The sequence below is a fragment of the Pseudomonas sp. AA-38 genome, assembly GCF_029457475.1.
GTDB lineage: Bacteria > Pseudomonadota > Gammaproteobacteria > Pseudomonadales > Pseudomonadaceae > Aquipseudomonas.
In genome coordinates, this window is the sequence record NZ_CP120359.1 from 5,185,083 (window position 1) to 5,210,745 (window position 25,663).

Here is a 25,663-nt window from a genome sequence, read left to right on the forward strand (position 1 = left end):
AACCACCAGGAATAAGCCATGAGTATCGAAGTCAAAGGCGTCAACAAGCAGTTCGGCCAGTTCAAGGCGCTGCAAGACATCAACCTGAGCATCCAGAGCGGCGAGCTGGTCGCCCTGCTCGGCCCGTCCGGCTGCGGCAAGACCACCCTGCTGCGCATCATCGCCGGCCTGGAAACCCCGGACAGCGGCAGCATCGGCTTCCACGGCGAGGACGTGTCCGAGCACGACGTGCGTGATCGCAACGTCGGCTTCGTCTTCCAGCACTACGCCCTGTTCCGCCATATGACGGTGTTCGACAACGTCGCCTTCGGCCTGCGCATGAAGCCCAAGCGCGAGCGCCCGAGCGAAACGCAGATCGCCGAAAAAGTGCACGAGCTGCTCAACCTGGTGCAGCTCGACTGGCTCGGCGACCGCTACCCGGAGCAGCTCTCCGGCGGCCAGCGCCAGCGTATCGCCCTGGCCCGCGCCCTGGCGGTGGAGCCCAAGGTGCTGCTGCTCGACGAACCCTTCGGCGCCCTGGATGCCAAGGTGCGCAAGGAACTGCGCCGCTGGCTGGCGCGCTTGCATGAAGAGGTGCACCTGACCAGCGTGTTCGTCACCCACGACCAGGAAGAGGCGATGGAAGTGGCCGACCGCATCGTGGTAATGAACAAGGGCGTGATCGAACAGATCGGCTCGCCGGCAGAGGTCTATGAATATCCAGCCAGCGACTTCGTCTATCACTTCCTCGGCGACGCCAACCGTCTGTACGTCGGCAATGATCACCACGTGCTGTTCCGCCCGCACGAGGTCGACCTGTCGCTGCAACCGGCAGCCGGTCACCAGAGCGGCGAGGTGCGCGACATCCGCCTGCTCGGCGCCATCACCCGCATCACGCTCAAGGTCGAAGGCCAGGACGAGCTGATCGAGGCCGAGGTGGCCAAGGATCACGCCAGCCTGGATAACCTCGCCCGTGGCACCACCCTGTACTTCAAGCCCAAGGGCGGCAAGCCGGTCAGCACATCGGCTTGATCTCTACTCCAGGGCGATCGCCATGATCGCCCTGCGTCCCTGCGGTGAAACCTGCAGCGCACGCGAACCCTGGCTGCGCCGCAGCCAGCCCTCGCCTTCGCACAGATTCAGCAACGCCGCGCCCAGCGCACCGCCCAGATGCGGTTTGCGCTCGCTCCAGTCCGGGCAGGCGCACAGGCGCTGGCGGCGCTGACGATTGACCTGTTGCAGGTCGATGCCCAATGCCTGCAGCCCCTGCTCGCCAATTGCGGTCAACTGCAGCGCACCGCCCTCCTCGCTCAGCCAGTCAGCCGCGCGCATGCGTGCGAACACACCCACCGCCAGCTCACCAGCAAGGTGGTCGTAGCAGGTACGTGCTTCACGCATGGCCAGCGGCGTGCCGCGTGAGGTCGGTACAGCACGGGGTTGCCGTGGCTGCGCAGCGAGCGCGGCACTGGCCAGCGCCTCGACCAGTTGCCCGACTTCCGGCCCGGCCAGGCGGTAGTAACGATTGCGCCCGTGCCGCTGCTGCACCAGCAGGCCGCCCTCCACCAGCTTGGCCAGGTGCGCACTGGTGGACGATGACGACAGCCCCGCCAGCAAGGCCAGCTCACCGGCCGGGCGCGCGCTGCCATCCATCAGTGCCCAGACCATGGCGGCGCGCCCGGCATCGGCAAGCAGAGCAGCGATCGAACTGAAACCCGGTGCGTATTCCATAGTTCACCTCATGACGAAACATGGCGTGCAGGAACTATGGATACTGGCAGGCAACTTCAGCCAGAGCCAGCCCAGGAGAACCCCGATGCTCGCAGTGATATTCAAAGTCGAGGCCAAGTCTGGCCAGCAGCAGGGAACGACGCGATGATTGAATACCTGCCGTTGATTCTCGCCACCTTCCTGCTCGCCGGCATGGTCAAGGGCGTGGTCGGCCTCGGTCTGCCAACCATCGCCGTCGGTCTGCTCGGCTTGGTAATGGCGCCGCTGCAAGCAGCCGCGCTGCTGATCATCCCCTCGATGGTGAGCAATATCTGGCAACTGTGTGACGGTCGCAGCCCGTTGCCGATGCTGCGCCGACTATGGCCGATGCTGTTGGGAATCCTCTGCGGCACGCTGCTGGTCGCCGGCCTGCTGCAGCGTCTCGAGCTGCCCGGCGCTACCCGTTGGCTGGGCGCCGCCCTGGTGCTTTACGCACTGCTCGGCCTGGCCAGGGTACAGTTTCGTGTGGAGCGGGCCAGGGAAGCCTGGCTGGGCCCGGTGATCGGCGCGATCACCGGCGCAATCACCGCGGTTACCGGAGTGTTCGTGATCCCCGCCGTGCCTTACTTGCAGGCCATCGGCCTGGAAAAGGACGACCTGATCCAGGCCCTGGGGCTGTCGTTCAGCGTCTCGACTCTGGCTCTGGCAGCAGCGCTCGGTCATAGCGGTGACCTGCTGCAACCGGCGGTGCTCGGGCTGTCTGCCCTGGCCCTGGTGCCGGCTCTGCTGGGTATGGTGGCCGGCCAGTGGCTGCGCAAGCGCATCAGCGCGGAGCACTTCAAGCGCTGGTTCTTCATCGGTCTATTGCTGCTTGGTGCCGAGCTGGCGTTGCGCGGGCTGTTCTGAAACCCAGCCACCGTTCTCAAGCACCTGTGCCAACCTACGGGAAACGATTGAGCGGCGTTGAATTCCGACGAAATCACTCTTTAGGGTCATGCTCCGTAGCGCCTGGCGCAGTAGTCTTGACGCTGCCCCATGCATACCTGCTCAAAACAATAACAAGGAGCACCCCGGATGCGCTGCAAAGCACTGTTGCGTCATGCTTTCCTCTGGTCGCTCGGCCTGATCGCCAGTCTCGTCCCCTTTTCCTTCGCCGAAGCCATCAGCCCACCACAACAGCTACAGGTTCATGCCAGCCGCGCCACCAGCAGCCTGCTGCTGTTGCGTGGCGAAGGCTTCCAGAAGGTGCATCTGCAGCGTCTGGAAATGGATCTCGATGCCCTGGCCACTGTGATGCAGGCGCAGCCAAGCAACGCCGAGCTGCAGCAGGCCCATCAGGCTTTGGTTACCCAGCTACGCAACGGCGTGAGCTATGGCCCGGGTGAGGAGCAGGTGCCCTGGCGCTACCCGGAAGACCTGGGCCGCTCGCTGCGCGACTTCCTTGTCGTGGCCCGCGCCCTGCCGGGGGCCGAGACCGACGGCAGCGAGCTGGCGGCCAAGGTCGAGTACCTCGGCGTGCAGTACCTGGCACGTGCCTACATGGGTAACTTCGAGATCGCCCGCGAACACCCGGAAACCTACCTGGGCCAGGATGAACGCCTGCTGCTGCCGGCCATCGATGCGCAACTGCAACTGCTGGACGAAACAGGCGCCCCGCAGGTGACCAAGCTCAAGATGCGCTGGAGCTATCTGCGCACCGCCCTGGCCGACATGAACAGCAGGAGCAACGCCCTGGTCAGCGTTTCCGGCCGGCCCTTCGCGCCGATCACGGTGGATCGCCATACCCGCGCATTGAGCACGCAGTGGATGGCGATGTCCCCCTGAAGCCCTGGTTCAGGCCAGGGCCTTCTTCTCACGAATGCAGGTGGGGCCGGCGATCTCTACCACGGCGTGTTCGACCTCCTTGCGCAGGCCGAGCAGGAAGGCGGCTTCGGCGACGACGAACAAGGGGCCGATGACCAGCCCCATCACATCGTCGACGAAGGCCGGCTTGCGCCCTTCGTAGTAATGGCCGACGAACTGGATGATCCAGCCGACCACGAACAGGCCGAGGCCTGCCCCCAGCCACAGCGCCGTGCTCGCCACCGCCAGCTTGGCCGCGCACCACAGACAGAGCAGCAGCAGGGCACTCATGACCAGGCCGAAGCGGCGATCCAGACGCAGATAGAACACAGCCGCTGCCAGTGCCGCCAGGGTCGCCGGCGCCAGCCACAGCCCGGCCAGGGCGAAGCCGGGGCGCGACAGCAGCACGGCCACGGCCAGCACGATCATGGGGATGCCGATGAAGTGGCTGACGATATTGCGGCGGTCACGGTGATAGGCCGCATACTGGGCCAGATGATCGACGAGGGTTTTCATTGTTATCGTCCTTTGCAGAGGAACAGGCCAGAGCATCATCCCTCCGGCCGCTAGCGCTGCTCTGTCAGCTAGCCGACAATGCCGTCACCGCAGGAGTCACGATGCACGATCTTCAGCACCATCTCCCACGCCTGCTGCAAGGTCACTGGTTCGCGGCCCTGCCCCAGGCGCTGCGCGACGAGTTGCTGGCCATGGCCCAAGTACAGCGCCTGGAGGCAGGCCAGCGACTGTTCCGCCGTGGCGACAGGCCCAGCGGCCTGTATGCAGTGATCGAGGGCGCGATGCGCATTGGCGCGGTCAGCGAAAGCGGCAAGGAAGCGCTGCTGACCCTGATCGAGCCCCCCTACTGGTTCGGCGAGATTTCCCTGTTCGACGGCCTGCCACGCACCCATGACGCCTTCGCCGAAAGCGCCAGCACCCTGCTACTGCTGCCGCAGGGCGAACTGCTCGCCCTGCTCGAACGCCAGCCGCAGCACTGGCGCGACTTCGCCCTGCTGATGAGCCACAAGCTGCGCCTGGCCTTCCTCATCCTGGAGGACATGAGCCTGCTGCCCGCCGCGCCAAGGTTGGCCAGGCGCCTGTTGCTGATGGCCGAGAACTACGGCGAGGGCGAGCCGCGCCGGGTGCTGCACCTGGCGCAGGAACAACTGGCGCTGATGCTGTCGCTGTCGCGCCAGACCACCAACCAGATACTTAAGGAGCTGGAGGCGCAAGGCATCGTGCGCCTGACCTACGGCGAGATCGAGATACTCGACTTGCAACGCCTGCGCCAGGCCGCCTGGTGAACTGCTGGCGCCCTGCTACTGTCGAATTTCAATCTTTTCCCTGAGGATTCACCGCTTCGATGACCGACAGCCAGCACACGCTCTTGCCCGATGTCCTCGCCGGCCCGCTATTGCGCCGACTGGAGACCGGACGCCTGGTGCTGTGGCTGGTGGCTCGTCGGGAGCTGCCGCTACAACTGTGTCTGCAGCCCGAAGACGAGGCAGACCGCATCCTGAAGCTCGACGCCCATTGCCAGTACCTGCCATTGGGCCGACACGCCGTATTGCATCTGATCGACCTGACGCTGGAACAGGCGCTGCCGCAGGACGTGCGCATCGCCTATGACCTGCAGATCGTCGAGAACGGCGCGCAACGCGGCCTGACAGACTGGGCACCGCATCTGCTGCATGAGGGGCGCGAACGGGCCGACTTCGTCCTGCGCTCGCGGATCGACCAGTTGCTCCATGGTTCCTGCCGCAAGCCGCACCATGCTGCCGACGACGGCCTGCTCTGCGCCGACCGCCTGCTGGCCGAACCGCACGACGCCAGACAACGCCCGGCCCTGCTGCTGATGAGCGGCGACCAGGTCTACGTCGACGATGTCGCCGGGCCGATGCTGTGCGCCATCCACCAGTTGATCGCCCGCCTCGGCCTGTTCGACGAGCGACTCGAAGGCGCCGTGGTCGAAGACAGCCAGGCGCTCTACGCCACCCCGGTGGGCTACTACCAGCGCGCCGACCTGCTGCCGGCGCTGAAGAGCAACCAGACCCTGCGCGACAAGTTCTTCGGCGGCGTGGAGAAGCCCATCTTCACCAGCAGCAATGCCGACAATCATCTGGTGACCTTCGCCGAGATGATCGCCATGTACCTGCTGGTCTGGTCACCCGTGCCCTGGACATTGATCGAGGAAAGCCAACCGACGCTGAACGAGGAACGCCAGCAACGCTACGCCGACGAACGCCAGCGCATCGACGCCTTCCGCCAGAGCCTCGGCCAGGCTGCCCGCGTATTCGCCCACCTGCCAACGTTGATGATCTTCGACGATCACGATGTCACCGACGACTGGAACCTCTCGGCGCGCTGGGAGCAGACCGCCTACGGTCACCCCTTCTCCAAGCGCATCATCGGCAACGCCCTGCTCGCCTACCTGCTGTGCCAGGGCTGGGGCAACCACCCGGACGCCTTCGAGGAACCCTTGCAGGCCTGCCGCAAGCTGCTGACCGAGCGCCAGGACAACCACCTCGAGGCCAGGGCGCAGGACGCGCTGATCGACCAGTTGCTGCACTTCGAGCACTGGCATTACGTGCTGCCCAGCACCCCGGCACTGCTGGTGCTGGACACCCGCACCCGCCGCTGGCGCAGTGAAAGCCGGCTGTCACGGCCATCGGGGCTGATGGACTGGGAAGCACTGTGCGAATTCCAGCAGGCACTGCTCGACCACCCTAGCTGCATCATCGTCTCGCCGGCGCCGATGTTCGGGGTCAAATTGATCGAGGGCATCCAGAAACTGTTCACCCTGGCCGGCCATCCGCTACTGGTGGATGCCGAGAACTGGATGGCCCATCGCGGCGCGGCCAGCGTGATGCTGAACATCTTCCGCCATTCGCGCACGCCGGGTGACTTCGTGATTCTCTCCGGTGACGTGCACTACTCCTTCGTCTACCGCGTGAGCATTCGCCACAAGCGCGCCAGCCCGACCATCTGGCAGATCACCAGCAGCGGCATCAAGAACGAGTTTCCGCCCAGGCTGCTGGACTGGTTCGACCGCTTCAACCGCTGGCTCTACGCGCCCTGGTCACCACTGAACTGGCTGACCAAACGCCGCCGTATGCGGGTCGCCCCCCTGATTCCCGACCGTAGCCGCTCGGGGGAACGCCTATGGAACGGCGCCGGCCTGGGTCAGGTGTTCTTCGATGAACAAGGCCGGCCCAGACGCATTCTTCAGCTCAATGCCGATGGCTCGCGGCCGGTGGCATTCGGCGCCGAACGCGAGGCGCCGCAGCACCGGCAGGTAAGCATCAGCCGTTAGCCACGAGGCGCGTAGGCAAACACATCGGCACGCATCTGGTGGGCGTCCATGCCGGCTTCGACCAGCGCATCGAGCGTGGCGTAGACCATGGCCGGTGAGCCGCTGGCGTAGACGTGCAGCGCCTTGAGGTCGGGGAAGTCTTCGCGCACCGCCTCGTGCAGCAGGCCACAACGGCCCTGCCAGCCACACTGGTCGCTGACCACCTGATGCAGGTGCAGATTGTCCAACTGCAGCCACTCGGCCCAGTGCGGCAGCTCATAGAAGTCCTCGGGCCGGCGCGCGCCCCAGTACAGGTGCACCGGATGGGCGAAACCGGCGGCGCGGCAGTGCTCGATCAGGCTGTGCATCTGGCCCATGCCAGTGCCGGCGGCGATCAGCACCAGCGGGCCATCCGGCAGCTCGGCCAGATGGGTGTCGCCATAGGGCATCTGCACCCGAGCCATGCCGGTGCTGCGCAGGTGTTCCAGCAGCGCGATGCTGCTGTCCTCGCGGGCGAGGATGTGCAGTTCCAGCTCACGCCCGGCATGCGGCGCTGAGGCCAGGGAAAAGGCCGCCATCTCACCGTCCGGGCGCAGCAGCAGCAGATACTGCCCGGCATGGTAGCGCGGTGCCTTGCCGGCCGGCGCACGCAGGCGCACGCGGAATACGTCGCCGCCCACGGCCTGGCATTCGACCACCTGGCAGCTCAGCTCGCGCACCGGCAACTCCCCCGGCGCCAACACGCCATCCCAGTGCAGCACGCAGTCCTCCAGCGGCTCGGCCAGGCAGGTGAACAGTTCGCCATGATCCAGATCCACACCGTTCTGCCGCACCCGCCCCTCCACCAGCAAGGCAGCGCAGATATGGCAGTTGCCATTTCGGCAGCTCTGCGGGCAGTCGTAGCCCAGACGGCGGGCGCCATCGAGGATGCGCTCGCCCGGCTGCAGGGCAAGGGTGATGCCGGAGGGTTGCAGGGTGACGTTCATCAATCGATTCCCAGCTCGCTCCATAGCGCGTCGACGCGCGCCACCACGGCGGGATCCTTCTCGATGGCGCGGCCCCATTCGCGGCTGGTTTCGCCCGGCCACTTGTGGGTGGCGTCCAGGCCCATCTTCGAGCCCAGACCGGAGACCGGCGAGGCGAAGTCGAGGTAGTCGATCGGCGTATTGTCGATCATCACCGTGTCGCGCTTGGGATCCATGCGCGTGGTAATCGCCCAGATCACGTCGTTCCAGTCCCGTGCGTTGATGTCGTCGTCGGTGACGATAACGAACTTGGTGTACATGAACTGTCGCAAGAACGACCACACACCCAGCATTACGCGCTTGGCGTGGCCCGGGTACTGCTTCTTCATGGTCACCACCGCCATGCGGTAGGAACAGCCTTCCGGCGGCAGGTAGAAGTCGGTGATCTCGGGGAACTGCTTCTGCAGGATCGGCACGAACACTTCGTTCAGCGCCACGCCGAGAATCGCCGGCTCATCTGGCGGCCGGCCGGTGTAGGTGCTGTGGTAGATCGGCTCGCGACGGCGGGTGATGCGCTCGACGGTGAACACCGGGAAGCTGTCCACTTCGTTGTAGTAGCCGGTGTGGTCGCCGTAGGGGCCTTCCGGCGCGGTCTCGCCCGGATGGATCAAGCCCTCGAGGACGATCTCGGCACTGGCCGGCACCTGCAGGTCGCTGCCACGGGCCTTGATCAGCTCGGTGCGATGACCGCGCAAGAGGCCGGCGAAGGCGTATTCGGAGAGGGTGTCGGGCACGGGGGTAACGGCACCGAGAATGGTCGCCGGGTCGGCGCCAAGCGCGACGCAGACCGGATAGGGCTTGTCCGGGTGCTTCTGGCACCAGTCGCGAAAGTCCAGTGCGCCGCCACGGTGGCTGAGCCAGCGCATGATCACCTTGTTGCGACCAATCACCTGCTGGCGATATATGCCGAGGTTCTGCCGTTCCTTGTTCGGCCCCTTGGTGATGGTCAGGCCCCAGGTGATCAGCGGCGCCACGTCACCCGGCCAGCAATGCTGGATCGGCAGCTTGCCCAGGTCGACGTCGTCGCCCTCCTCGATCACTTCATGGCAGGGCGCGTCCTTGACCACCTTGGGCGCCATGGAAATGACCTTCTTGAAGATCGGCAGCTTGCTCCAGGCATCCTTGAGGCCTTTCGGCGGCTCCGGCTCCTTGAGGAAGGCCAGCAGCTTGCCGATCTCGCGCAGCTCGGCCACGTCCTCGGCCCCCATGCCCAGCGCCACGCGCTTGGGCGTGCCGAACAGATTGCCGAGCACCGGCACGTCGAACCCCGTGGGCTTGTCGAACAACAGCGCCGGGCCGCCCTTGCGCAGGGTGCGGTCACAGATTTCGGTCATTTCCAGAATGGGCGAAACCGGGGTCTGGATACGCTTGAGTTCGCCGCGCTTTTCCAGTTCACGGATGAAGTCGCGCAGGTCGCGATACTGCATGCAGGAGCCTCGTGTCGGACAGGCTTGAGTGACCGCAAAGTTTAGCGCCGAAGTCGGGCTTTCAGAAGGCTTGAAAGCCTCCAGATACGACAAGGCCGGGTTTCCCCGGCCTCGTAGCAAGTTGACTACAAGCCTCAAGCGTAAAACCGCTTGCAGCTTGTGGCCTGTAGCTTGCGGCTTACTTGCGCTTCATCGACAGGAAGAACTCGTCGTTGGTCTTGGTGACCTTGAGTTTGTCGATGAGGAACTCGATGGCGGCGATCTCGTCCATCGGGTGCAGCAGCTTGCGCAGGATCCACATACGCGACAGCTCTTCCTCGCCGGTCAGCAGTTCTTCACGGCGGGTGCCTGACTTGTTGATGTTGATGGCGGGGAACACACGCTTCTCGGAAACACGGCGATCGAGGATCAGCTCCATGTTGCCGGTGCCTTTGAATTCCTCGTAGATCACTTCATCCATCTTCGAGCCGGTTTCCACCAGCGCAGTAGCGATGATGGTCAGCGAGCCGCCTTCCTCGATGTTACGTGCGGCGCCGAAGAAGCGCTTGGGCTTCTCCAGGGCGTGGGCGTCGACACCACCAGTCAGTACCTTGCCGGAGCTGGGGATGACGGTGTTGTAGGCGCGCGCCAGGCGGGTGATGGAGTCGAGCAGGATGACCACATCCTTCTTGTGCTCGACCAGGCGCTTGGCTTTCTCGATCACCATTTCCGCGACCTGTACGTGGCGGGTCGGCGGCTCGTCGAAGGTGGAGGCGACCACTTCGCCGCGCACGGTGCGCTGCATTTCGGTCACTTCTTCCGGGCGCTCGTCGATCAGCAGAACGATCAGGTGGCACTCGGGGTTATTGCGGGTGATGTTGCTAGCGATGTTCTGCAGCATGATGGTCTTGCCCGCTTTCGGCGGGGCGACGATCAGGCCGCGCTGGCCCTTGCCAATCGGCGAGCAGAGGTCGATCACGCGGCCGGTGATGTCCTCGGTGGAGCCGTTGCCGGCTTCCATGGTCAGGCGCTCGTTCGGGAACAGCGGCGTGAGGTTCTCGAACAGGATCTTGTTCTTGGCGTTTTCCGGGCGGTCGAAGTTGATGCTGTCGACCTTGAGCAGGGCGAAGTAACGCTCGCCTTCCTTCGGCGGGCGGATCTTGCCGACGATGGTGTCACCGGTACGCAGGTTGAAGCGGCGGATCTGGCTGGGCGAGACGTAGATGTCGTCCGGGCCGGCCAGGTAGGAGGAGTCGGCGGAACGGAGGAAGCCGAAACCGTCCTGGAGAATCTCCAGCACACCGTCGCCGCCGATCTCTTCGCCGCCCTTGGCGTGCTTTTTCAGCAGGGCGAAGATGATGTCCTGCTTGCGCGAACGGGCCATGTTTTCCAGGCCCATCTGTTCGGCCATGTCCAGCAGTTCGGCAATCGGTTTTTGCTTGAGTTCGGTCAGATTCATAGGAATGACGTAATCATTTAAGAGAGGAAAGAAGCTGTTAGCTTGAGAGGCCGCGCCGCAAGGAAGGCGACAGGATCGCGAACGAATTCGTATTGGAATGAATCGGCGACGGCATGCAGAGGGCTGCCTAGAGGAAGCAGCGAGGCCGAATGTAACACCGTGAAAAAACAGCGTCTAGCCCGAAAAACGAAAAAGCCCCGCGAAATTCGGGGCTTCAAGGCTGCGTAGGGTGGATGACGCTTTTCTTATCCACCACTTGCGGTGCCATGGTGGATCGATGAAGCGTGATCCACCCTACCGCCTACGGCTCAGATGTTGCTGTCGAGGAAGGCCGCCAGTTGCGACTTGGACAGGGCACCCACCTTGGTGGCCTCGACGTTGCCGTTCTTGAACAGCATCAGGGTGGGGATACCACGCACGCCGTACTTGGGCGGAGTTTCCTGATTCTCGTCGATGTTCAGCTTGCAGATCTTCAGTTTGCCCTGGTAGTCCTTGGCGATCTCGTCGAGCACCGGCGCGATCATCTTGCACGGGCCGCACCACTCAGCCCAGTAGTCGACCAGAACCGGACCTTCAGCCTGGATGACGTCCTGGTCGAAGCTGGCATCGCTGACGTTGGTGATGAATTCACTCATTGGAAATCTCCGTATGTTCGGAAGCAAAAAATGCCGGGAGAAATTTTTGACGTCGCGTGCGACGGCCCGAAGGATTGCCGCCAAGAATGGCAGGCAACCAAAAGTGGCGACATCATAGCCCGGCTTGCCTGGCACCGAAAGGCACTGGCGATTGAGCCACTCAATAGTTTCAATCACCCAGCGTGATGAAGGCAATGCCGGTGCGTAGCGCCGCGGCGCGGATGTGCTGCTGCATGGCCTTCTGCGCCGAGCCGGCGGCATGCCGCGCCAGGGCCTTGAGGATCTTGCGGTGCTCCTGCCAGGTTTCCATGGCTCGTTCCGGGCGGATGAACGGCAGCTTCTGGCTTTCCAGGAAGATATCCGCACTGGAGGTGACCAGGGCGAACATCGCCTGATTGCCACTGGCCGCCAGAATGCGCTGATGGAACTCGAAATCCAGCCGCGTGGCCTGCTCGAAATCCTCGGCACGCAGCTCGCGACGCATCTGCTCGACGTTGTCTTCGAGCAGATCCAGCTCCTCGGCGGTCATGGTGCCGGCGGCCAGGCCACAGGCGAAACCTTCCAGAGCGAAGCGCAGCTGGAAGGTATCGGCCGCCGACACCTGCGCGGCGAAGGGCCAGACGAAGCCCGCACCGGCCTCCGCCTTGGGCGCCGCCTGAACGAATACCCCCTTGCCGGCCTGCACACTGATCAGCCCCAGGGCACTGAGCGACGACAACGCCTCACGCAAGGACGCGCGGCTCACGCCCAGGCGCTCGGCCAGATCACGCTGCGACGGCAGCGCATCACCAGGGCGATAGCCGCCCTCCTCGATCAGACGGCGGATCGCCTGCAGGGCATATTCGGGTACCGCGCGGGGAGCAGAAGCATGCATGGCTGTTCGGGCCGGTCAGTCCAGTCGTGCCGCCTTTGTAAGGCCATAAGCCCATGCCAGGCAAGCGACGCGCCCTTATGGATCAGCGCCGAGAGGCCATGCACCAAGATGACCCAGAATGACACCTGACCACTCGATCAATTTTGCCAACTGTTCAGACCAGTAAGACCTTGTTTCTACGCATGGAGGTCGACCCAACCCGCATTTTCACTGGACTTGGCACAGGCGATGCAAAGCTTCAGCAAACCGAAATGCTGAATTTTCAGTTCATACCTGGGGAGATCGACATGCGCTTATTCCACCGCACACTGCTGGGCACCTTGTTCGCCGCACTGGCCTTCGGCGCCAGCACCGTTCACGCCGATGCCCTCGAAGACATCGGCAAGGCCGGCGTACTGAAAGTCGCCGTACCGCAGGATTTTCCGCCTTTCGGCTCGGTCGGCCCGGATCTCAAGCCGCGCGGCCTGGATATCGACACCGCGCAACTGTTGGCCGACAAGCTGGCGGTAAAGCTGGAGCTGACGCCGGTCAACAGCACCAACCGCATCCCCTTCCTTACCACGGGCAAGGTGGATCTGGTGATCTCCAGCCTGGGCAAGAACCCCGAGCGTGAAGCGGTGATCGACTTCTCCGCGCCCTACGCGCCCTTCTACCTCGGCGTGTTCGGCCCGCAAGACGCCGCCATCGCCAGCCTCGACGACCTGGCCGGCAAGACCATCAGCGTCACCCGTGGCTCGATCGAAGACATCGAACTGACCAAGGTTGCCCCGCAAGGCGCCACCATCAAGCGCTTCGAGGACAACAACTCGACCATCGCCGCCTACCTGTCCGGCCAGGTCGACCTGATCGCCAGCGGTAACGTGGTGATGGTGGCCATCGCCGAGAAAAATCCCAAGCGCATCCCGAGCATGAAACTCAAGCTCAAGGATTCACCGGTATACGTCGGCGTGAACAAGGATCAGGCCACCCTGCTGGCCAAGGTCAACGCCATCATCGCCGCCGCCAAGGCCGACGGCAGCCTCGACGCAATCAGCCAGAAGTGGCTGAAGCAACCACTGCCGGCCGACCTCTGAGCTGCGTGGGGATCTGAGCCATGGCGTACCAGTTCGACTTCGCCGCCGTCCTGCAGCACAGCGATCTGCTGCTGCAGGGCGCGGCTTTCACCCTCGGCCTGACGGCGATCGGCACCCTGCTGGGGGTCGGTCTCGGCATCGTCGGGGCGATACTGCGCGCCTGGCGCATCCGCCCGTTCGACCGGATTTTCGGCGTGTACGTGGAGCTGATCCGCAACACGCCGTTCATCGTCCAGCTATTCTTCATTTTCTTCGGCCTGCCCTCGCTCGGCGTCCGCCTGAGCGAATGGGAAGCCGCGGTGCTGGCCATGGTGATCAACCTCGGCGCCTACTCCACCGAGATCATCCGCGCCGGGATCCAGGCGATTCCGCATGGCCAGCTCGAAGCCGCCGCCGCGCTGGCCATGAGCCGCTTCGAGACCTTCCGCCACGTGGTGTTGCGCCCGGCCCTGGGCAAGGTGTGGCCGGCCCTGTCGAGCCAGATCATCATCGTCATGCTGGGCTCGGCGGTGTGCTCGCAGATTTCCACCGAAGAGCTGTCGTTCGCCGCCAACTTCATCCAGTCGCGTAACTTCCGCGCCTTCGAGACCTATCTGCTGACCACGGCGCTGTACCTGCTCATGGCCATCCTGATTCGCCAGTTGCTGGCCTGGTTCGGCCGTCGCTTCATCATGGGAGCCCGTTGATGGACTTCACCCTCTGGGACATCCTGCGCAACCTGCTCACCGGCCTGCAGTGGACGCTGCTGCTGTCATTGGTGGCCTTCGTCTGTGGTGGTATCGCCGGCCTGCTGGTGTTGCTGGCGCGCCTGTCGCCGCTATCGGCGCCACGGGTTCTGGCACGCGGCTATATCGAACTGTTCCAGGGCACGCCGCTGTTGATGCAACTGTTTCTGGTGTTCTTCGGCATCGCCCTGCTCGGCGTCGACGTGTCGCCCTGGCTGGCAGCCGCCACGGCGCTGACCCTGTTCACCAGCGCCTTTCTCGCCGAGATCTGGCGCGGCTGCGTCGAGTCGATCAGTCGCGGTCAGTGGGAGGCCGCCGAAAGCCTGGCCATGAGCCGCCTGGAAACCCTGCGCCAAGTCGTGCTGCCACAGGCATTGCGCATCGCCGTGGCACCCACCGTCGGCTTCTCCGTGCAGGTGGTCAAGGGCACTGCGGTGACTTCGATCATCGGTTTCACCGAGCTGACCAAGACCGGCAGCATGCTGGCCAACGCCACCTTCGAGCCCTTCATGGTCTACGGCTTCGTCGCCCTCGGTTACTTCCTGCTTTGCTACCCGCTCTCGCTCGCTGCATACCGCCTGGAAAGGAGGCTGAATGTCACTGCTTAACGTCACCGCCCTGCACAAGTACTACGGCGACAACCACGTGCTCAAGGGCATCGACCTCAAGGTCGAGGAAGGCGAGGTGGTCGCCATCATCGGCCGCAGCGGCTCGGGCAAGAGCACCTTCCTGCGCACCCTCAACGGCCTGGAGTCGATCAACGATGGCGTCATCGAAGTCGACGGCGAGTACATCGACGCCGCCCGCGCCGACCTGCGCAGCCTGCGGCAGAAAGTCGGCATGGTGTTCCAGCAGTTCAACCTGTTCCCGCACCTGACCGTCGGCGAGAACGTCATGCTGGCGCCGCAGGTGGTGAAGAAGACCCCACGCGCCGAGGCCGAGAAAATCGCCCGGCAAATGCTCGAACGCGTCGGCCTGGCGGAAAAGTTCGACGCCTACCCCGAGCGACTGTCTGGCGGCCAACAGCAACGCGTGGCCATCGCCCGCGCCCTGGCCATGTCGCCCAAGGTGCTGCTGTGCGACGAGATCACCTCGGCGCTCGATCCGGAGCTGGTCAACGAGGTGCTGGCGGTGGTCAAGCAACTGGCCAGCGAGGGCATGACCCTGATCATGGTCACCCACGAGATGCGCTTCGCCCGCGAAGTCGGCGACAAGCTGGTATTCATGCACCAGGGCAAGGTGCATGAGATCGGCGATCCCAAGGAACTGTTCGCCGCCCCGCAAACCGAGGAGCTGCGCAACTTCATTGGCTCGGTGAACCTGTGAACGCGCCAGCGACCCTGCCGCTGCAGGTCGAGCCACTGACCCGCGAAGCCTTCGCGCCTTTCGGTGACGTGATCGAAACGGCAGGCGCCAACACCTTCCCGATCAACGCCGGCACCACCACGCGCTACCACGACCTGGTACAGGTGGAGTTGGCCGGCGAATCGCCAAGAACCCTGGTGAATATCTTCGAGGGCAAGGCCTGGCACGCGCCCATCACCATCGCCATGCTCGAACGCCACCCGCTGGGCAGCCAGGCCTTCTATCCGGTGGATGGCAGCCGCATGCTGATCGTCGTAGCGCCGCCCGGCGAACTGGACGAGTCGCGAATCCGCGCCTTCATCAGCGCACCGGATCAGGGCGTCAACTACGCCCGTGGCACCTGGCACCACCCGCTGCTGTGCCTGGAATACCCCGGCCGCTTCCTCGTGGTCGACCGTGGCGGCGACGGCAACAATTGCGACGAACGGGTGCTCAAGCAGCCTCTTCAAGCACTGAACCTCCGGTAATTACAGGTCTAGACCAGATTCCTGCGACATCCGAATGCGTTGGCTCATGCGCTCAGTCGTGGCAGGATGGCGCCGTTATCGACCGAGATGCCGTAATCATGCCCCAAGCCCCTGCCGAGAATTTCCCTCTGATCGCCGCCATCGACCTGGGCTCGAACAGTTTTCACATGGTGCTGGCCAAGGCCGACAACCACGAGATTCGTATCCTCGAACGCCTCGGCGACAAGGTGCAACTGGCTGCCGGCCTGGACGATGAGCGTCAGCTCAGCGAGGAGGCCATGCAGCGCGGCCTCGACTGTCTGCGCCGTTTCGCCCAGTTCACCAACAGCCTGCCGGAAGGCGCGGTGCGCATCGTTGGCACCAACGCCCTGCGCGAAGCGCGCAACCGCGCCGAGTTCATCCGCCGCGCCGAGGAGATTCTCGGCCACCAGGTCGAGGTGATTTCCGGTCGCGAGGAAGCACGCCTGATCTATCTCGGGGTGTCCCACAGCATCGCCGACACTCCCGGCAAGCGCCTGGTCGCCGACATCGGCGGCGGCAGCACCGAGTTCATCATCGGCCAACGCTTCGAGCCGCTGCTGCGTGAGAGCCTGCAGATGGGCTGCGTGAGCTTCACCCAGCGCTACTTCAAGGACGGCAAGATCACTCCGGCACGCTATGCCCAGGCCTATACCGCCGCCCGCCTGGAGCTCATGGGCATCGAGCAGGGCCTTCGCCGTCTCGGCTGGGAAGACGCCGTGGGCGCCTCCGGCACCATCAAGGCCATCGGCCTGGCGATCAAGGCGGCGGGCCTGGGTAATGGCGAGGTCACGGTCGAGGGCCTGGCCTGGCTCAAGCGCAAGCTGTTCAAGCTGGGCGAAGTGGAAAAGATCGAGCTGGACGGCATCAAGCCGGATCGACGCAGCATCTTCCCCGCCGGCCTGGCGATTCTCGAAGCCATCTTCGATGCCTGCGAAATCCAGCGCATGAGCCATTCCGAAGGCGCCCTGCGCGAAGGCGTGCTCTACGACCTGCTCGGCCGTCATCAGCACGAGGACGTGCGCGAGCGCACCCTGGCGGCCTTCATGGAGCGCTACCACGTCGACGTGGATCAGGCCGCACGGGTCGAAGCCAAGGCGCTCTCGGCACTGGACAAGGTAGCTGCCGACTGGGGCCTGAACGACGACTGGCACCGCGAGCTGCTGAGCTGGGGCGCCAAGGTGCACGAGGTGGGCCTGGACATCGCCCACTACCAGTACCACAAGCACGGCGCCTACCTGATCGAACACTCCGACCTGGCCGGTTTCTCCCGCCAGGATCAGCAAATGCTCGCCCTGCTGGTGCGCGGCCATCGGCGCAATATCCCCAAGGACAAGTTCGCCGAGTTCGGCGAGGAAGGCGTAAAGCTGATGCGCCTGTGCGTACTGCTGCGCTTCGCCATCCTGTTCCACCACATCCGGGGTACCCAGGACATGCCGCAGGTGCAGTTCAAGGCAACGGAAAACGGTCTGGAGATTCGCTTCCCCGAAGGCTGGCTGACAGCCAACCCGCTGACCCAGGCGGACTTCGAGGCCGAGGCGGAGTGGCTCAAGCGCATCGACCTGACGCTGAGCGTGTGCTGATCACCTTCTGAGTCAGAATCAGTCCCCGTAGGGTGCGCCGCGCGCACCGGGACTCGGGCAGCAAGCGTAGGACGGGGGAAACCCGCCGTCCGCCGTTATCAGCAAGCGATGACACGCAGCTTGGTGAGCTATCGAGCATTGGCGCAGGAAGATGTGCGTCTTCAAAGAGCCACAGCACGCGGCCTTTCACACCCTCTCCCGCCCTTCGGCACCCCGCTCCGCGCCCCGGCCTGATCGCCAGCGATCAGGCGCTCATCGGCGCAGGAAGCAGTGCTTCCAAAAGCACGCGTCTTAGCCCCGCAAGCGGGAGAGGACTATGGCACCGCCCTCTCCCGCCCTTCGGGCACCCTCTCCCATGAATGGGAGAGGGTCATCAGATGGCCGCTAGCGGCCTTTTTATCGCGTCACCAGCACCGGCGCGGTGAGCTTTTCCATCAGGCTCGCCTGGGCATTGCGCGAGTTCTGGTTGCCGGTGGGTTGCTGGCGCACGTAGCGGCCGTCCGACTGCAGCACCCAGGCCTGGGTGTTGTCGGTCAGGTAGGCCTCCAATTCCTTCTTGACACGGGTGATGAGCTTCTTGCCTTCCACCGGGAAGCAGGTCTCAACGCGCTTGTCGAGGTTACGCTCCATCCAATCGGCACTGGACAGATAGACCAGCTCGTCACCGCCATTGAGGAAGTAGTAGACCCGCGTGTGTTCGAGGAAGCGGCCGATGATCGAGCGCACCTGGATATTGTGCGACACCCCCGGCACCCCCGGACGCAGGCAGCACATGCCACGCACCACCAGTTCGATCTTCACCCCGGTCTGGCTGGCCTTGTAAAGCGCGCGGATCACCTTGGGGTCGGTCAGCGAGTTGAACTTGGCGATGATGTGCGCCGGCTTGCCTTCGGCTGCGGCGGCGGTTTCCTTGGCGATCAGGTCGAGCAGGGTCTTCTTCAGGGTGAAGGGCGCGTGCAGCAACTTCTTCATGCGCAGGGTCTTGCCCATGCCGATGAGCTGACTGAACAGCTTGGCCACGTCCTCGCCCAGGGCCACGTCGGCGGTGAGCAGGCTGTAGTCGGTGTACAGGCGCGCGTTGCCGGCGTGGTAGTTGCCGGTGCCGAGGTGGGCGTAGCGGCGAATTTCACCATTCTCGCGGCGCAGGATCAGCATCATCTTGGAGTGGGTCTTGAGCCCCACCACCCCGTAGATCACCACGGCACCGGCGGCCTGCAGGCGGCTGGCCAGGGCCAGGTTGGACTCTTCGTCGAAGCGCGCACGCAGCTCGATCACTGCGGTGACCTCCTTGCCGTTACGCGCCGCTTCCACCAGGGCGTCGACGATTTCCGAGTTGGCCCCGGAGCGGTACAGGGTCTGCTTGATCGCCAGGACATGCGGATCCTTGGCGGCCTGGCGCAACAGGTCGACCACCGGGGTGAAGGACTCGAAGGGGTGCAGCAGGAGGATGTCCTGCTTGCTGACCACGCTGAAGATGTTCTCGGCGTTCTGCAGCGGTTTGGGGATCACCGGAGTGAACGGCGTGTACTGCAGCTCCGGATGACTGTCGAGGCCGGTGATGGAGAACAGGCGGGTCAGGTTGACCGGGCCGTTGACCTGATACAGCTCGTTCTCGGTCAGGCCGAACTGCTTGAGCAGGTGGTCGCTCAGGTGCTTCGGGCAGGTGTCGACCACCTCCAGACGCACCGCATCGCCATAACGCCGCGAGAACAGTTCGCCACGCAGGGCGCGGGCCAGATCCTCGACATCCTCGGCGTCCACCGACAGGTCGGCGTTGCGGGTCAGGCGGAACTGGTAGCAGCCCTTGACCTTCATGCCGGGGAACAGGTCGTCGGCATGGGCGTGGATCATCGACGACAGGAAGATGAAGTTGTCACCCGGGCCACCCACTTCCTCCGGCACGCGGATCACCCGCGGCAGCAGGCGCGGCGCCGGGATGATGGCCAGACCCGAGTCACGGCCGAAGGCATCGACGCCTTCCAGCTCGACGATGAAGTTCAGGCTCTTGTTCACCAGCAGCGGGAAGGGGTGAGTCGGGTCGAGACCGATGGGGGTGATGATCGGCGCGATCTCGTCACGGAAGTAACGCCGTACCCAGGTCTTGAGCTTGGTCGTCCAGTAACGCCGGCGGATGAAGGTGATGCCCTGCTTGGCCAGCGCCGGGAACAGGGTATCGTTGAGAATGGCGTACTGGCGATCCACCTGCTCATGGACGATCTCGCTGATGCGCGCCAGCGCCTGGTGCGGCTGCAGGCCGTCGGCGCCGGCCTGCTCGCGGGCGAAGTTGATCTGCTTCTTCAGGCCGGCGACGCGGATCTCGAAGAACTCGTCGAGGTTGCTGGAGAAGATCAGCAGGAACTTCAGGCGCTCCAGCAAGGGGTAGGACTCATCCAGCGCCTGCTCCAGCACGCGGATGTTGAACTGCAGTTGCGACAGCTCGCGATGGATGTACAAGCTGCTGTCATCCAGGCCAGGCACGGGCGCTGGCGGCGGGGTTTCCACCACGGGTGGTTCGGCGACCACTTCCACGGGAGCCGGGTTGCTGCTGTCGAGTGCTTCGCTGTTGAGTCCTTCGGTATTCATCGGCTGGGTTCCTGGGGGGGCGTCATCGCCCCTGTTGTAACAGTTCTGCCGCACGCACGGCGAAATAGGTGAGGATGCCATCGGCACCGGCACGTTTGAAGGCGGTGAGCGACTCGAGGATCACCGCCTCGCTCAACCAGCCGTTGCCGATGGCGGCCATGTGCATGGCGTATTCGCCACTGACCTGATAGGCGAAGGTCGGCACCTTGTAGGCCTCCTTAACACGCCAGACGATGTCCAGGTAGGGCATGCCCGGTTTGACCATGACCATGTCGGCGCCTTCGGCGAGGTCGGCGGCCACTTCATGCAGCGCCTCGTCACCATTGGCCGGATCCATCTGATAGGTGTTCTTGCTGCCCTTACCGAGATTGGCGGCCGAGCCGACGGCATCGCGGAACGGGCCATAGTAGGCGCTGGCGTATTTGGCCGAGTAGGCCATGATGCGCACGTTGACGTGGTCGGCCAGCTCCAGGGCCTCGCGGATGGCCTGGATGCGCCCGTCCATCATGTCCGATGGCGCCACCACCTGAGCACCGGCCTCGGCATGGGACAGTGCTTGCTTGACCAGGGCATCGACGGTGATGTCGTTCTGCACGTAGCCGTCGGCATCGAGGATGCCGTCCTGACCGTGGGTGGTGAAGGGATCGAGGGCCACATCGCTGATCACCCCCAATTCGGGGAATTTCGCCCGCAGCGCACGGATCGCGCGCTGGGCGATGCCGTCTGGGTTCCAGGCCTCACTGCCATCGAGGGATTTCTTCTCCAGCGGCGTGACCGGAAACAACGCCAGCGCCGGAATGCCCAGCTCCACCCAGTGCTCGGCTTCCTTGAGCAGCAGGTCGATGGACAGACGCTCCACGCCCGGCATCGACGGCACGCTCTCGCGGCGATTGTCGCCGTCGAGGACGAAGACCGGCAGGATCAGGTCGTCAACGCTCAGACGGTTCTCACGCACCAGGCGGCGGGAAAACTCATCGCGACGGTTGCGACGCAGGCGAGTGGCAGGGAACAGGCGGTTGGCGGGGGTAACACTCACGGCAGACTCCAGAGCCCGCAGCAGCGGGCCAGTGTGACAGGTTATAGACCCTGTTCACGATTTCGCGAGCTAGCACTATGCAGGACGCAACGACCAACGCAAGGCACAGCCAGAGGCTGGCGCGAAGGACGAGCGTCAGCGAGCCGGACGGCGGAGCCCTGATGCAGGAGCATTCCAGCCTGTCCTTGACGCAGCAGAGCCGACGCGCAGCAGATCGTGAATAGGTTCTACGAGCATTATGACCATTTGATGACGGTCGAATGACCGCATGCGACGGCGCGTCGCACGGGCAGTGGCCCATTGTGGCACGTCACGCCACCTTCCGGGCTCTTCGCGGTCGGAGTAGTCTGCATCACCCCCTCCATGAGCGCAGCACATGCTACATGACCTGATACAGCAGTTCGGTTACCCGGCGCTGGTACTTGGCACCTTTCTCGAGGGTGAGGTCTCGTTGCTGCTGGCCGCTTACATGGCCGTGCGCGACCTGCTGGAAATCCAATGGGTGGCGCTGTGCGCCTTCCTCGGCGCCTTCGCCAGCGATCAGCTCTGGTACTACCTGGGGCGTCGCCATGGCCGCGCCCTGCTGGCGCGCAAGCCTCGCTGGCAGCCGCTGGGCGATCGTGCCAGCGCGTTGATCCAGCGCTACCCGGATCTGTGGGTGCTATCCTTTCGCTTTCTCTATGGCCTGCGCACGGTGATGCCGCTGACCATCGGCCTGTCCGGCTATTCCTGGCGCCGCTACCTGCTGCTCGACGCCATCGGCGCGGGCGCCTGGGCTGGCGGCATCAGCCTGCTGGCCTACAGCCTGGGCAATGCCATGGGAGGCCTGCTGGAAGAGCTGCGCCACTATCAGGTTCTGCTGCTGGCCGCCGTGGTGCTGCTGCTCGCCCTGGCCTGGCTATACCGATGGCGTCAGCGCCGGCGCGGCTGAACGACGCGCCAGCCAGATACCAAACAGACTGGCCAGGCTGTAGACGACCAGCCAGCCCCAGGCAGTGACATCCGGCGTCAGCATGGCCAGACGCTCGGCCAGCCACAGGGCTGGCAGGTTGAGCGCCAGGCGCAGGCATTCCAGGCGCAGCGCCCAGCCACGGTTTTCCAACCAGACGCCCATGCTGTACAGGCCCAGGGCAATCCATGCACAGCCCAGCAGCGCGGCGCTCAGCGATAGCACGTCACCTTGGGCCAGCAGCCAGACGCCCGCCAGCAGGTAGCAGGCGAACTGCAGCAGGGCATAAACCTGCGCGCCAGTGCTCAGCAGCACCTCGTACTTGCGGAACTGGCCGAGGTCGGGCTTGGCCTGTGGATAGCGGGCCGCCACATCGGCTGGTCGCCAGCCGGTAGGCATGAACCAGATGCGCAACCGATCCCACCAGGACTGCGCTCGCCGCGCGTCGTGCCAAAGCCCGGCATACACCTGCAGATTGGCCCACAGCGGATTCCAGCTAGCCAATGGCACGGTCACGCCGAATACCACCGGATGCTCGTCCAGTTCCTCTTGGAAGGTGCCGAACAGACGATCCCAGACAATGAACACTCCGCCGTAATTACGATCCATGTAGATAGGATTCTGCGCATGATGAACCCGGTGGTTCGAGGGTGTGATGAACAGCCACTCAAACCAGCCCAGCTTGGGGATATGGCGGGTATGCACCCAGAACTGATAGAGCAGGTTCAGCGCCGCCACCGAGACGAACACCAACGGCGGCACGCCGACCACGGCCAGCGGCAGATAGAACAGCCAACTGAAGAGAAAGCCCGTGCTGGTCTGGCGCAAGGCGGTGGAGAGGTTGTAGTCCTCGCTCTGGTGGTGCACCGCATGGGCGGCCCAGAGCACGTTGCGCTCGTGGCCCAGGCGATGGTTCCAGTAGTAGCAGAAGTCGTAGAAGACGAAGGCGAAGATCCACACCCACAGGCTGTTTTCGGCGAGTGGGAGCAGCGCCAGGTGCTCCCAGGCGAAGGCGTAAGTGAGCAAGCCCACCACCTTGGTCAACAGCCCCGTAGCCTGGGACAGCACGCCGGCGCCGAGGCTGCTCAGGGCGTCGGCCAGCCGATAGGTACGCAGACCGCGCCAGCGGTCGGCCAGCAATTCCAGGGCAATGAGCAGGAAGAAGAAAGGCACTGCATAGAGGATGTAATTCATGACTGCGCCACGTTGTTGTACTTGTGCCGGGATTGGGCTGATATTCATCCTATGCGACCTGCCGTGCGGGTTCGCGTCGCCACGTGACAGTACGAGTGGCATTTGGCGACAGCGCACCCTTTGACCGACAACCAGCGCGCCTGCGTCAGGCGCGCGACCTTCAGGAGTTCGACCATGAGCAAGAAAGTGGCAGTGATTCTGTCCGGCTGCGGCGTCTACGATGGCGCCGAGATCCACGAGAGCGTGATCACCATGCTGCGCCTCGATCAGCGCGGCGCCCAGGTGCAATGCTTCGCACCCAACGTAGCGCAATTGCACGTGGTCGATCACTACAGCGGCGACGAGATGGACGAGACACGCAACGTGCTGGTGGAATCGGCGCGCATCGCCCGTGGCAACATCAAGGACGTCAAGGCGCTGCACGTCGCCGACTTCGACGCGCTGATCCTGCCGGGCGGCTTCGGCGTGGCGAAGAACCTCTCCGACTTCGCCACCCATGGTGCCGGTTGCAGCGTGCAGCCTGACGTACTGGCCGCCTGCAAGGCCTTCGTCGACGCCGGCAAGCCAGTCGGCCTGATCTGCATTGCCCCGGCCCTGGCGGCGAAGATCTTCGGTGCCGGTGTGGTCTGCACCATCGGCAATGACCACGACACCGCAGCCGCCATGACCCAAATGGGCGCCGAACACCATGAGTGCGCCGTGGACGAGATCGTCGAAGACACAGCGCGCAAGCTGGTCACCACCCCTGCCTACATGCTCGCCCAGTCCATCAGTGAGGCGGCCTCCGGCATCAACAAGCTGGTCGACCGCGTGCTGGAGCTGACCCACCACTGATTGGGCCATGGCTGTAACGAATTCATTCGTGTTTCAGGTCAGCCTGCTGCTGATCCCATCGCGAATGAATTCGCTCCCACAAAGGCCCCTCCGAGCAGCGCCTGCGCCGAACCGGATACGACGATCCGGCCATTGGCCAGGGCGCTCCTGCAGCGCCCCTGGCCAAAGCTGCCAGGCTACGGCAGCGTGCGAGGGAGCAATTCGCGGAGCGACGACAATGCCCCATGCCTTCACCCTCGATGCCGACCTGCAGCAGGCGGTGATCGCCTTCTTCCAGCGCATCCCCTTCAACCAGTTGCTCGGCATCGAGATCGACAGGCTGAGCGAGGAACAGGTGGTCATGCACCTGCCGATGAAGCCCGAGCTGATAGGCAACTTCGTTCACGGCATCCTACATGGCGGAGTGATCTCGTCACTGCTGGATGTCTGCGGCGGCGCCATGGCGCTGATCGGCGCCTTCGCCAACCACCAGCACCTGCCGCCAGCCGAGCGCATGAGCAAGCTGTCCAAACTGGGTACCATCGATCTACGCATCGACTACTTACGCCCTGGCCGTGGCCAGCGTTTCATTGCCACCGCCATGCCGTTGCGCGCCGGCAACAAGGTGGCGGTGATCCGCATGGAGTTGCACAACGACGAAGGCGTGCTGGTGGCGGTGGGCACCGGCACCTATCTGTGTGGCTGAGATGGGGTTGTAGGAGCGAGCTCATCAAAACTACGGCCTAGCGACTCAGCCGCGTGAGAATCCGATCCAGTGCATTGGCGAAGGCCTGGCGATCCTTTTCCGAGTAGGGCGCCTGACCACCACCGACCTGCCCCTGCTCACGCAGATCGGTGAACAGGTTGCGCACCGCCAGACGCTCGCCCATGTTGCGCTCGTCGAATTCGCGGCCGCGCGGATCCAGTGCCGCCACGCCCTTCTTCACCAGGCGGTCGGCCAGCGGTACGTCGCTGCAGATCACCAGCTCGCCAGGCACGGCATGCTCGACCAGATGATCGTCCGCCGCATCCGGACCGCTCGGTACCACCACCAGTTTCACGCAGGCGAAGTTGGGCCGGGCCACGGCCTGCCCGGCCACCAGCACCACCTCGAAACCACGTTTGAGGGCGAACTTGACCACCTGATCCCGCGCCGCCCGGGGGCAGGCATCGGCATCTATCCATACGCGCATGGAACACCTTCGACAGCAAAACCAGTGGCCAGTATGCCAGCTCAGGCGCTGTAGAACGGCTGGCAGCGCTCGCGCACGGCGCGCGACAGGTTGTCCTCGCTCAGCTCGATCAGATCCAGCTCGACTTCATCCGGCAGCAGCTCGGCCACCTGCGCAGCCAAACGCCGCTGGCCCTGTACGTCGGCACCGGAAACCGCCAGCAGCAGTCGGGGCTGCGGGCCGATGGCCGGATCGCGCAAGGCGGCCAGGTAGGCTTGCCGAACCTTGAGCTGGGCACAGGCACTGGACAGCGCCTGCTCCAGAGTGGGATGACGCAGGGGGGCAACCGCCAGATCGGGACTGTCGGCGTAGTGAGTGGAGGAACTCGTGGAGGACATGCGGGCACTCGGCAGAAGAATTGGAATCAGCCTAAGCGCTATCAGACAAGTTGTCGCGGAGCCGGTTCACG

Annotated in this window: 26 protein-coding genes; 14 read left to right on the forward strand and 12 right to left on the reverse strand. The window is 64.1% G+C overall.

Going from position 1 to position 25,663, the window contains the following annotated elements; genetic code table 11:
* Positions 1 to 18: 18 nt before the first annotated feature.
* Positions 19 to 1,011, forward strand: coding sequence for a sulfate ABC transporter ATP-binding protein (locus tag PVE35_RS23810; RefSeq protein ID WP_268180703.1), 993 nt, complete (start codon positions 19 to 21; stop codon positions 1,009 to 1,011).
* A gap of 3 nt (positions 1,012 to 1,014) precedes the next feature.
* On the opposite strand, the gene PVE35_RS23815 is transcribed toward PVE35_RS23810, so the two are convergent.
* Complete coding sequence (locus PVE35_RS23815; RefSeq protein WP_277373196.1) at positions 1,015 to 1,707, reverse strand: metalloregulator ArsR/SmtB family transcription factor; 693 nt, start codon at positions 1,705 to 1,707, stop codon at positions 1,015 to 1,017.
* 144 nt (positions 1,708 to 1,851) lie between these two features.
* Between PVE35_RS23815 and PVE35_RS23820 the strand changes: the two genes are divergently transcribed.
* Positions 1,852 to 2,592, forward strand: a complete 741-nt coding sequence (locus PVE35_RS23820; protein ID WP_277373197.1) for a sulfite exporter TauE/SafE family protein — start codon at positions 1,852 to 1,854, stop codon at positions 2,590 to 2,592.
* A 168-nt stretch (positions 2,593 to 2,760) separates the two neighbouring features.
* Complete coding sequence (locus PVE35_RS23825; protein ID WP_268180697.1) at positions 2,761 to 3,510, forward strand: hypothetical protein; 750 nt, start codon at positions 2,761 to 2,763, stop codon at positions 3,508 to 3,510.
* Positions 3,511 to 3,519: 9 nt separating this feature from the next.
* On the opposite strand, the gene PVE35_RS23830 is transcribed toward PVE35_RS23825, so the two are convergent.
* Positions 3,520 to 4,044 carry an Mpo1-like protein gene (locus tag PVE35_RS23830; protein WP_277373198.1) on the reverse strand — a complete coding sequence of 175 codons (525 nt, stop codon included), beginning with the start codon at positions 4,042 to 4,044 and terminating at the stop codon, positions 3,520 to 3,522.
* A gap of 101 nt (positions 4,045 to 4,145) precedes the next feature.
* On the opposite strand from PVE35_RS23830, the gene PVE35_RS23835 reads away from it, so the two are divergent.
* Both PVE35_RS23835 and PVE35_RS23840 read left to right on the forward strand, forming a co-directional pair.
* Positions 4,146 to 4,829, forward strand: a complete 684-nt coding sequence (locus PVE35_RS23835) for a Crp/Fnr family transcriptional regulator (protein WP_277373199.1) — start codon at positions 4,146 to 4,148, stop codon at positions 4,827 to 4,829.
* Between the two features lie 59 nt (positions 4,830 to 4,888).
* Positions 4,889 to 6,838 carry an alkaline phosphatase family protein gene (locus tag PVE35_RS23840; RefSeq protein WP_277373200.1) on the forward strand — a complete coding sequence of 650 codons (1,950 nt, stop codon included), beginning with the start codon at positions 4,889 to 4,891 and terminating at the stop codon, positions 6,836 to 6,838.
* Here the strand turns inward: PVE35_RS23840 and PVE35_RS23845 are convergent.
* The 5 genes from PVE35_RS23845 to PVE35_RS23865 all read right to left on the reverse strand — a co-directional run bounded on the left by PVE35_RS23845 (position 6,835) and on the right by PVE35_RS23865 (position 12,216).
* The gene (locus tag PVE35_RS23845; RefSeq protein WP_268180689.1) at positions 6,835 to 7,803 is read right to left on the reverse strand and encodes a CDP-6-deoxy-delta-3,4-glucoseen reductase; all 969 of its coding nucleotides are present in this window, start codon (positions 7,801 to 7,803) and stop codon (positions 6,835 to 6,837) included. The genes PVE35_RS23840 and PVE35_RS23845 overlap by 4 nt on opposite strands.
* Positions 7,803 to 9,269: a 4-hydroxy-3-polyprenylbenzoate decarboxylase gene (ubiD, locus tag PVE35_RS23850; RefSeq protein ID WP_277373201.1), complete on the reverse strand. Its 1,467-nt coding sequence runs from the start codon at positions 9,267 to 9,269 to the stop codon at positions 7,803 to 7,805. The genes PVE35_RS23845 and ubiD overlap by 1 nt, the downstream gene beginning before the upstream one ends.
* A 178-nt stretch (positions 9,270 to 9,447) precedes the next feature.
* On the reverse strand, positions 9,448 to 10,707 hold the full coding sequence (gene rho / locus PVE35_RS23855; RefSeq protein ID WP_268180685.1) for a transcription termination factor Rho: 1,260 nt from the start codon (positions 10,705 to 10,707) through the stop codon (positions 9,448 to 9,450).
* Between the two features lie 308 nt (positions 10,708 to 11,015).
* Positions 11,016 to 11,342 carry a thioredoxin TrxA gene (gene trxA, locus PVE35_RS23860; protein ID WP_004373332.1) on the reverse strand — a complete coding sequence of 109 codons (327 nt, stop codon included), beginning with the start codon at positions 11,340 to 11,342 and terminating at the stop codon, positions 11,016 to 11,018.
* Between the two features lie 169 nt (positions 11,343 to 11,511).
* The gene (locus PVE35_RS23865) at positions 11,512 to 12,216 is read right to left on the reverse strand and encodes a FadR/GntR family transcriptional regulator (protein ID WP_277373203.1); all 705 of its coding nucleotides are present in this window, start codon (positions 12,214 to 12,216) and stop codon (positions 11,512 to 11,514) included.
* A gap of 287 nt (positions 12,217 to 12,503) precedes the next feature.
* On the opposite strand from PVE35_RS23865, the gene PVE35_RS23870 reads away from it, so the two are divergent.
* From PVE35_RS23870 to ppx, 6 genes are all read left to right on the forward strand, one after another.
* On the forward strand, positions 12,504 to 13,289 hold the full coding sequence (locus PVE35_RS23870) for a transporter substrate-binding domain-containing protein (RefSeq protein WP_268180680.1): 786 nt from the start codon (positions 12,504 to 12,506) through the stop codon (positions 13,287 to 13,289).
* Between the two features lie 20 nt (positions 13,290 to 13,309).
* Positions 13,310 to 13,975, forward strand: a complete 666-nt coding sequence (locus PVE35_RS23875; protein ID WP_268180679.1) for an amino acid ABC transporter permease — start codon at positions 13,310 to 13,312, stop codon at positions 13,973 to 13,975.
* Entirely contained in the window at positions 13,972 to 14,622 is a 651-nt protein-coding gene (locus PVE35_RS23880) for an amino acid ABC transporter permease (RefSeq protein ID WP_277373204.1), read from the forward strand. The genes PVE35_RS23875 and PVE35_RS23880 overlap by 4 nt, the downstream gene beginning before the upstream one ends.
* Positions 14,609 to 15,340 (forward strand): amino acid ABC transporter ATP-binding protein, encoded by a 732-nt coding sequence (locus PVE35_RS23885; protein ID WP_277373205.1) that lies wholly within the window; start codon positions 14,609 to 14,611, stop codon positions 15,338 to 15,340. Before PVE35_RS23880 ends, PVE35_RS23885 begins: the two co-directional genes overlap by 14 nt.
* The gene (locus PVE35_RS23890) at positions 15,337 to 15,846 is read left to right on the forward strand and encodes an ureidoglycolate lyase (protein WP_268180674.1); all 510 of its coding nucleotides are present in this window, start codon (positions 15,337 to 15,339) and stop codon (positions 15,844 to 15,846) included. Before PVE35_RS23885 ends, PVE35_RS23890 begins: the two co-directional genes overlap by 4 nt.
* Before the next feature lie 98 nt (positions 15,847 to 15,944).
* Complete coding sequence (ppx, locus tag PVE35_RS23895; RefSeq protein WP_268180673.1) at positions 15,945 to 17,447, forward strand: exopolyphosphatase; 1,503 nt, start codon at positions 15,945 to 15,947, stop codon at positions 17,445 to 17,447.
* A gap of 396 nt (positions 17,448 to 17,843) precedes the next feature.
* Here ppx and ppk1 read toward each other — a convergent pair whose 3' ends face one another.
* A complete protein-coding gene (gene ppk1, locus PVE35_RS23900; RefSeq protein WP_268180671.1) occupies positions 17,844 to 20,030 on the reverse strand; it encodes a polyphosphate kinase 1 in 2,187 nt (728 codons plus the stop codon).
* Between the two features lie 22 nt (positions 20,031 to 20,052).
* Positions 20,053 to 21,066: a porphobilinogen synthase gene (gene hemB / locus PVE35_RS23905; protein WP_268180669.1), complete on the reverse strand. Its 1,014-nt coding sequence runs from the start codon at positions 21,064 to 21,066 to the stop codon at positions 20,053 to 20,055.
* A 376-nt stretch (positions 21,067 to 21,442) separates the two neighbouring features.
* Between hemB and PVE35_RS23910 the strand changes: the two genes are divergently transcribed.
* Positions 21,443 to 21,997 (forward strand): DedA family protein, encoded by a 555-nt coding sequence (locus PVE35_RS23910; protein WP_268180668.1) that lies wholly within the window; start codon positions 21,443 to 21,445, stop codon positions 21,995 to 21,997.
* Here the strand turns inward: PVE35_RS23910 and PVE35_RS23915 are convergent.
* The gene (locus PVE35_RS23915) at positions 21,965 to 23,209 is read right to left on the reverse strand and encodes a sterol desaturase family protein (protein ID WP_277373206.1); all 1,245 of its coding nucleotides are present in this window, start codon (positions 23,207 to 23,209) and stop codon (positions 21,965 to 21,967) included. The two genes, PVE35_RS23910 and PVE35_RS23915, sit on opposite strands and share 33 nt — an antisense overlap.
* 174 nt (positions 23,210 to 23,383) lie before the next feature.
* Here PVE35_RS23915 and elbB point away from each other — a divergent pair, with 174 nt between their 5' ends.
* Together elbB and PVE35_RS23925 are read left to right on the forward strand one after the other, a co-directional pair.
* A complete protein-coding gene (gene elbB / locus PVE35_RS23920; protein ID WP_277373207.1) occupies positions 23,384 to 24,043 on the forward strand; it encodes an isoprenoid biosynthesis glyoxalase ElbB in 660 nt (219 codons plus the stop codon).
* 217 nt (positions 24,044 to 24,260) lie between these two features.
* Positions 24,261 to 24,728: a thioesterase family protein gene (locus tag PVE35_RS23925; protein ID WP_277373208.1), complete on the forward strand. Its 468-nt coding sequence runs from the start codon at positions 24,261 to 24,263 to the stop codon at positions 24,726 to 24,728.
* A gap of 37 nt (positions 24,729 to 24,765) precedes the next feature.
* Here PVE35_RS23925 and PVE35_RS23930 read toward each other — a convergent pair whose 3' ends face one another.
* Both PVE35_RS23930 and PVE35_RS23935 read right to left on the reverse strand, forming a co-directional pair.
* The gene (locus PVE35_RS23930) at positions 24,766 to 25,215 is read right to left on the reverse strand and encodes a YaiI/YqxD family protein (protein ID WP_061237351.1); all 450 of its coding nucleotides are present in this window, start codon (positions 25,213 to 25,215) and stop codon (positions 24,766 to 24,768) included.
* 41 nt (positions 25,216 to 25,256) lie between these two features.
* A complete protein-coding gene (locus PVE35_RS23935) occupies positions 25,257 to 25,592 on the reverse strand; it encodes an enhanced serine sensitivity protein SseB C-terminal domain-containing protein (RefSeq protein WP_277373209.1) in 336 nt (111 codons plus the stop codon).
* Between the last annotated feature and the right edge of the window lie 71 nt (positions 25,593 to 25,663).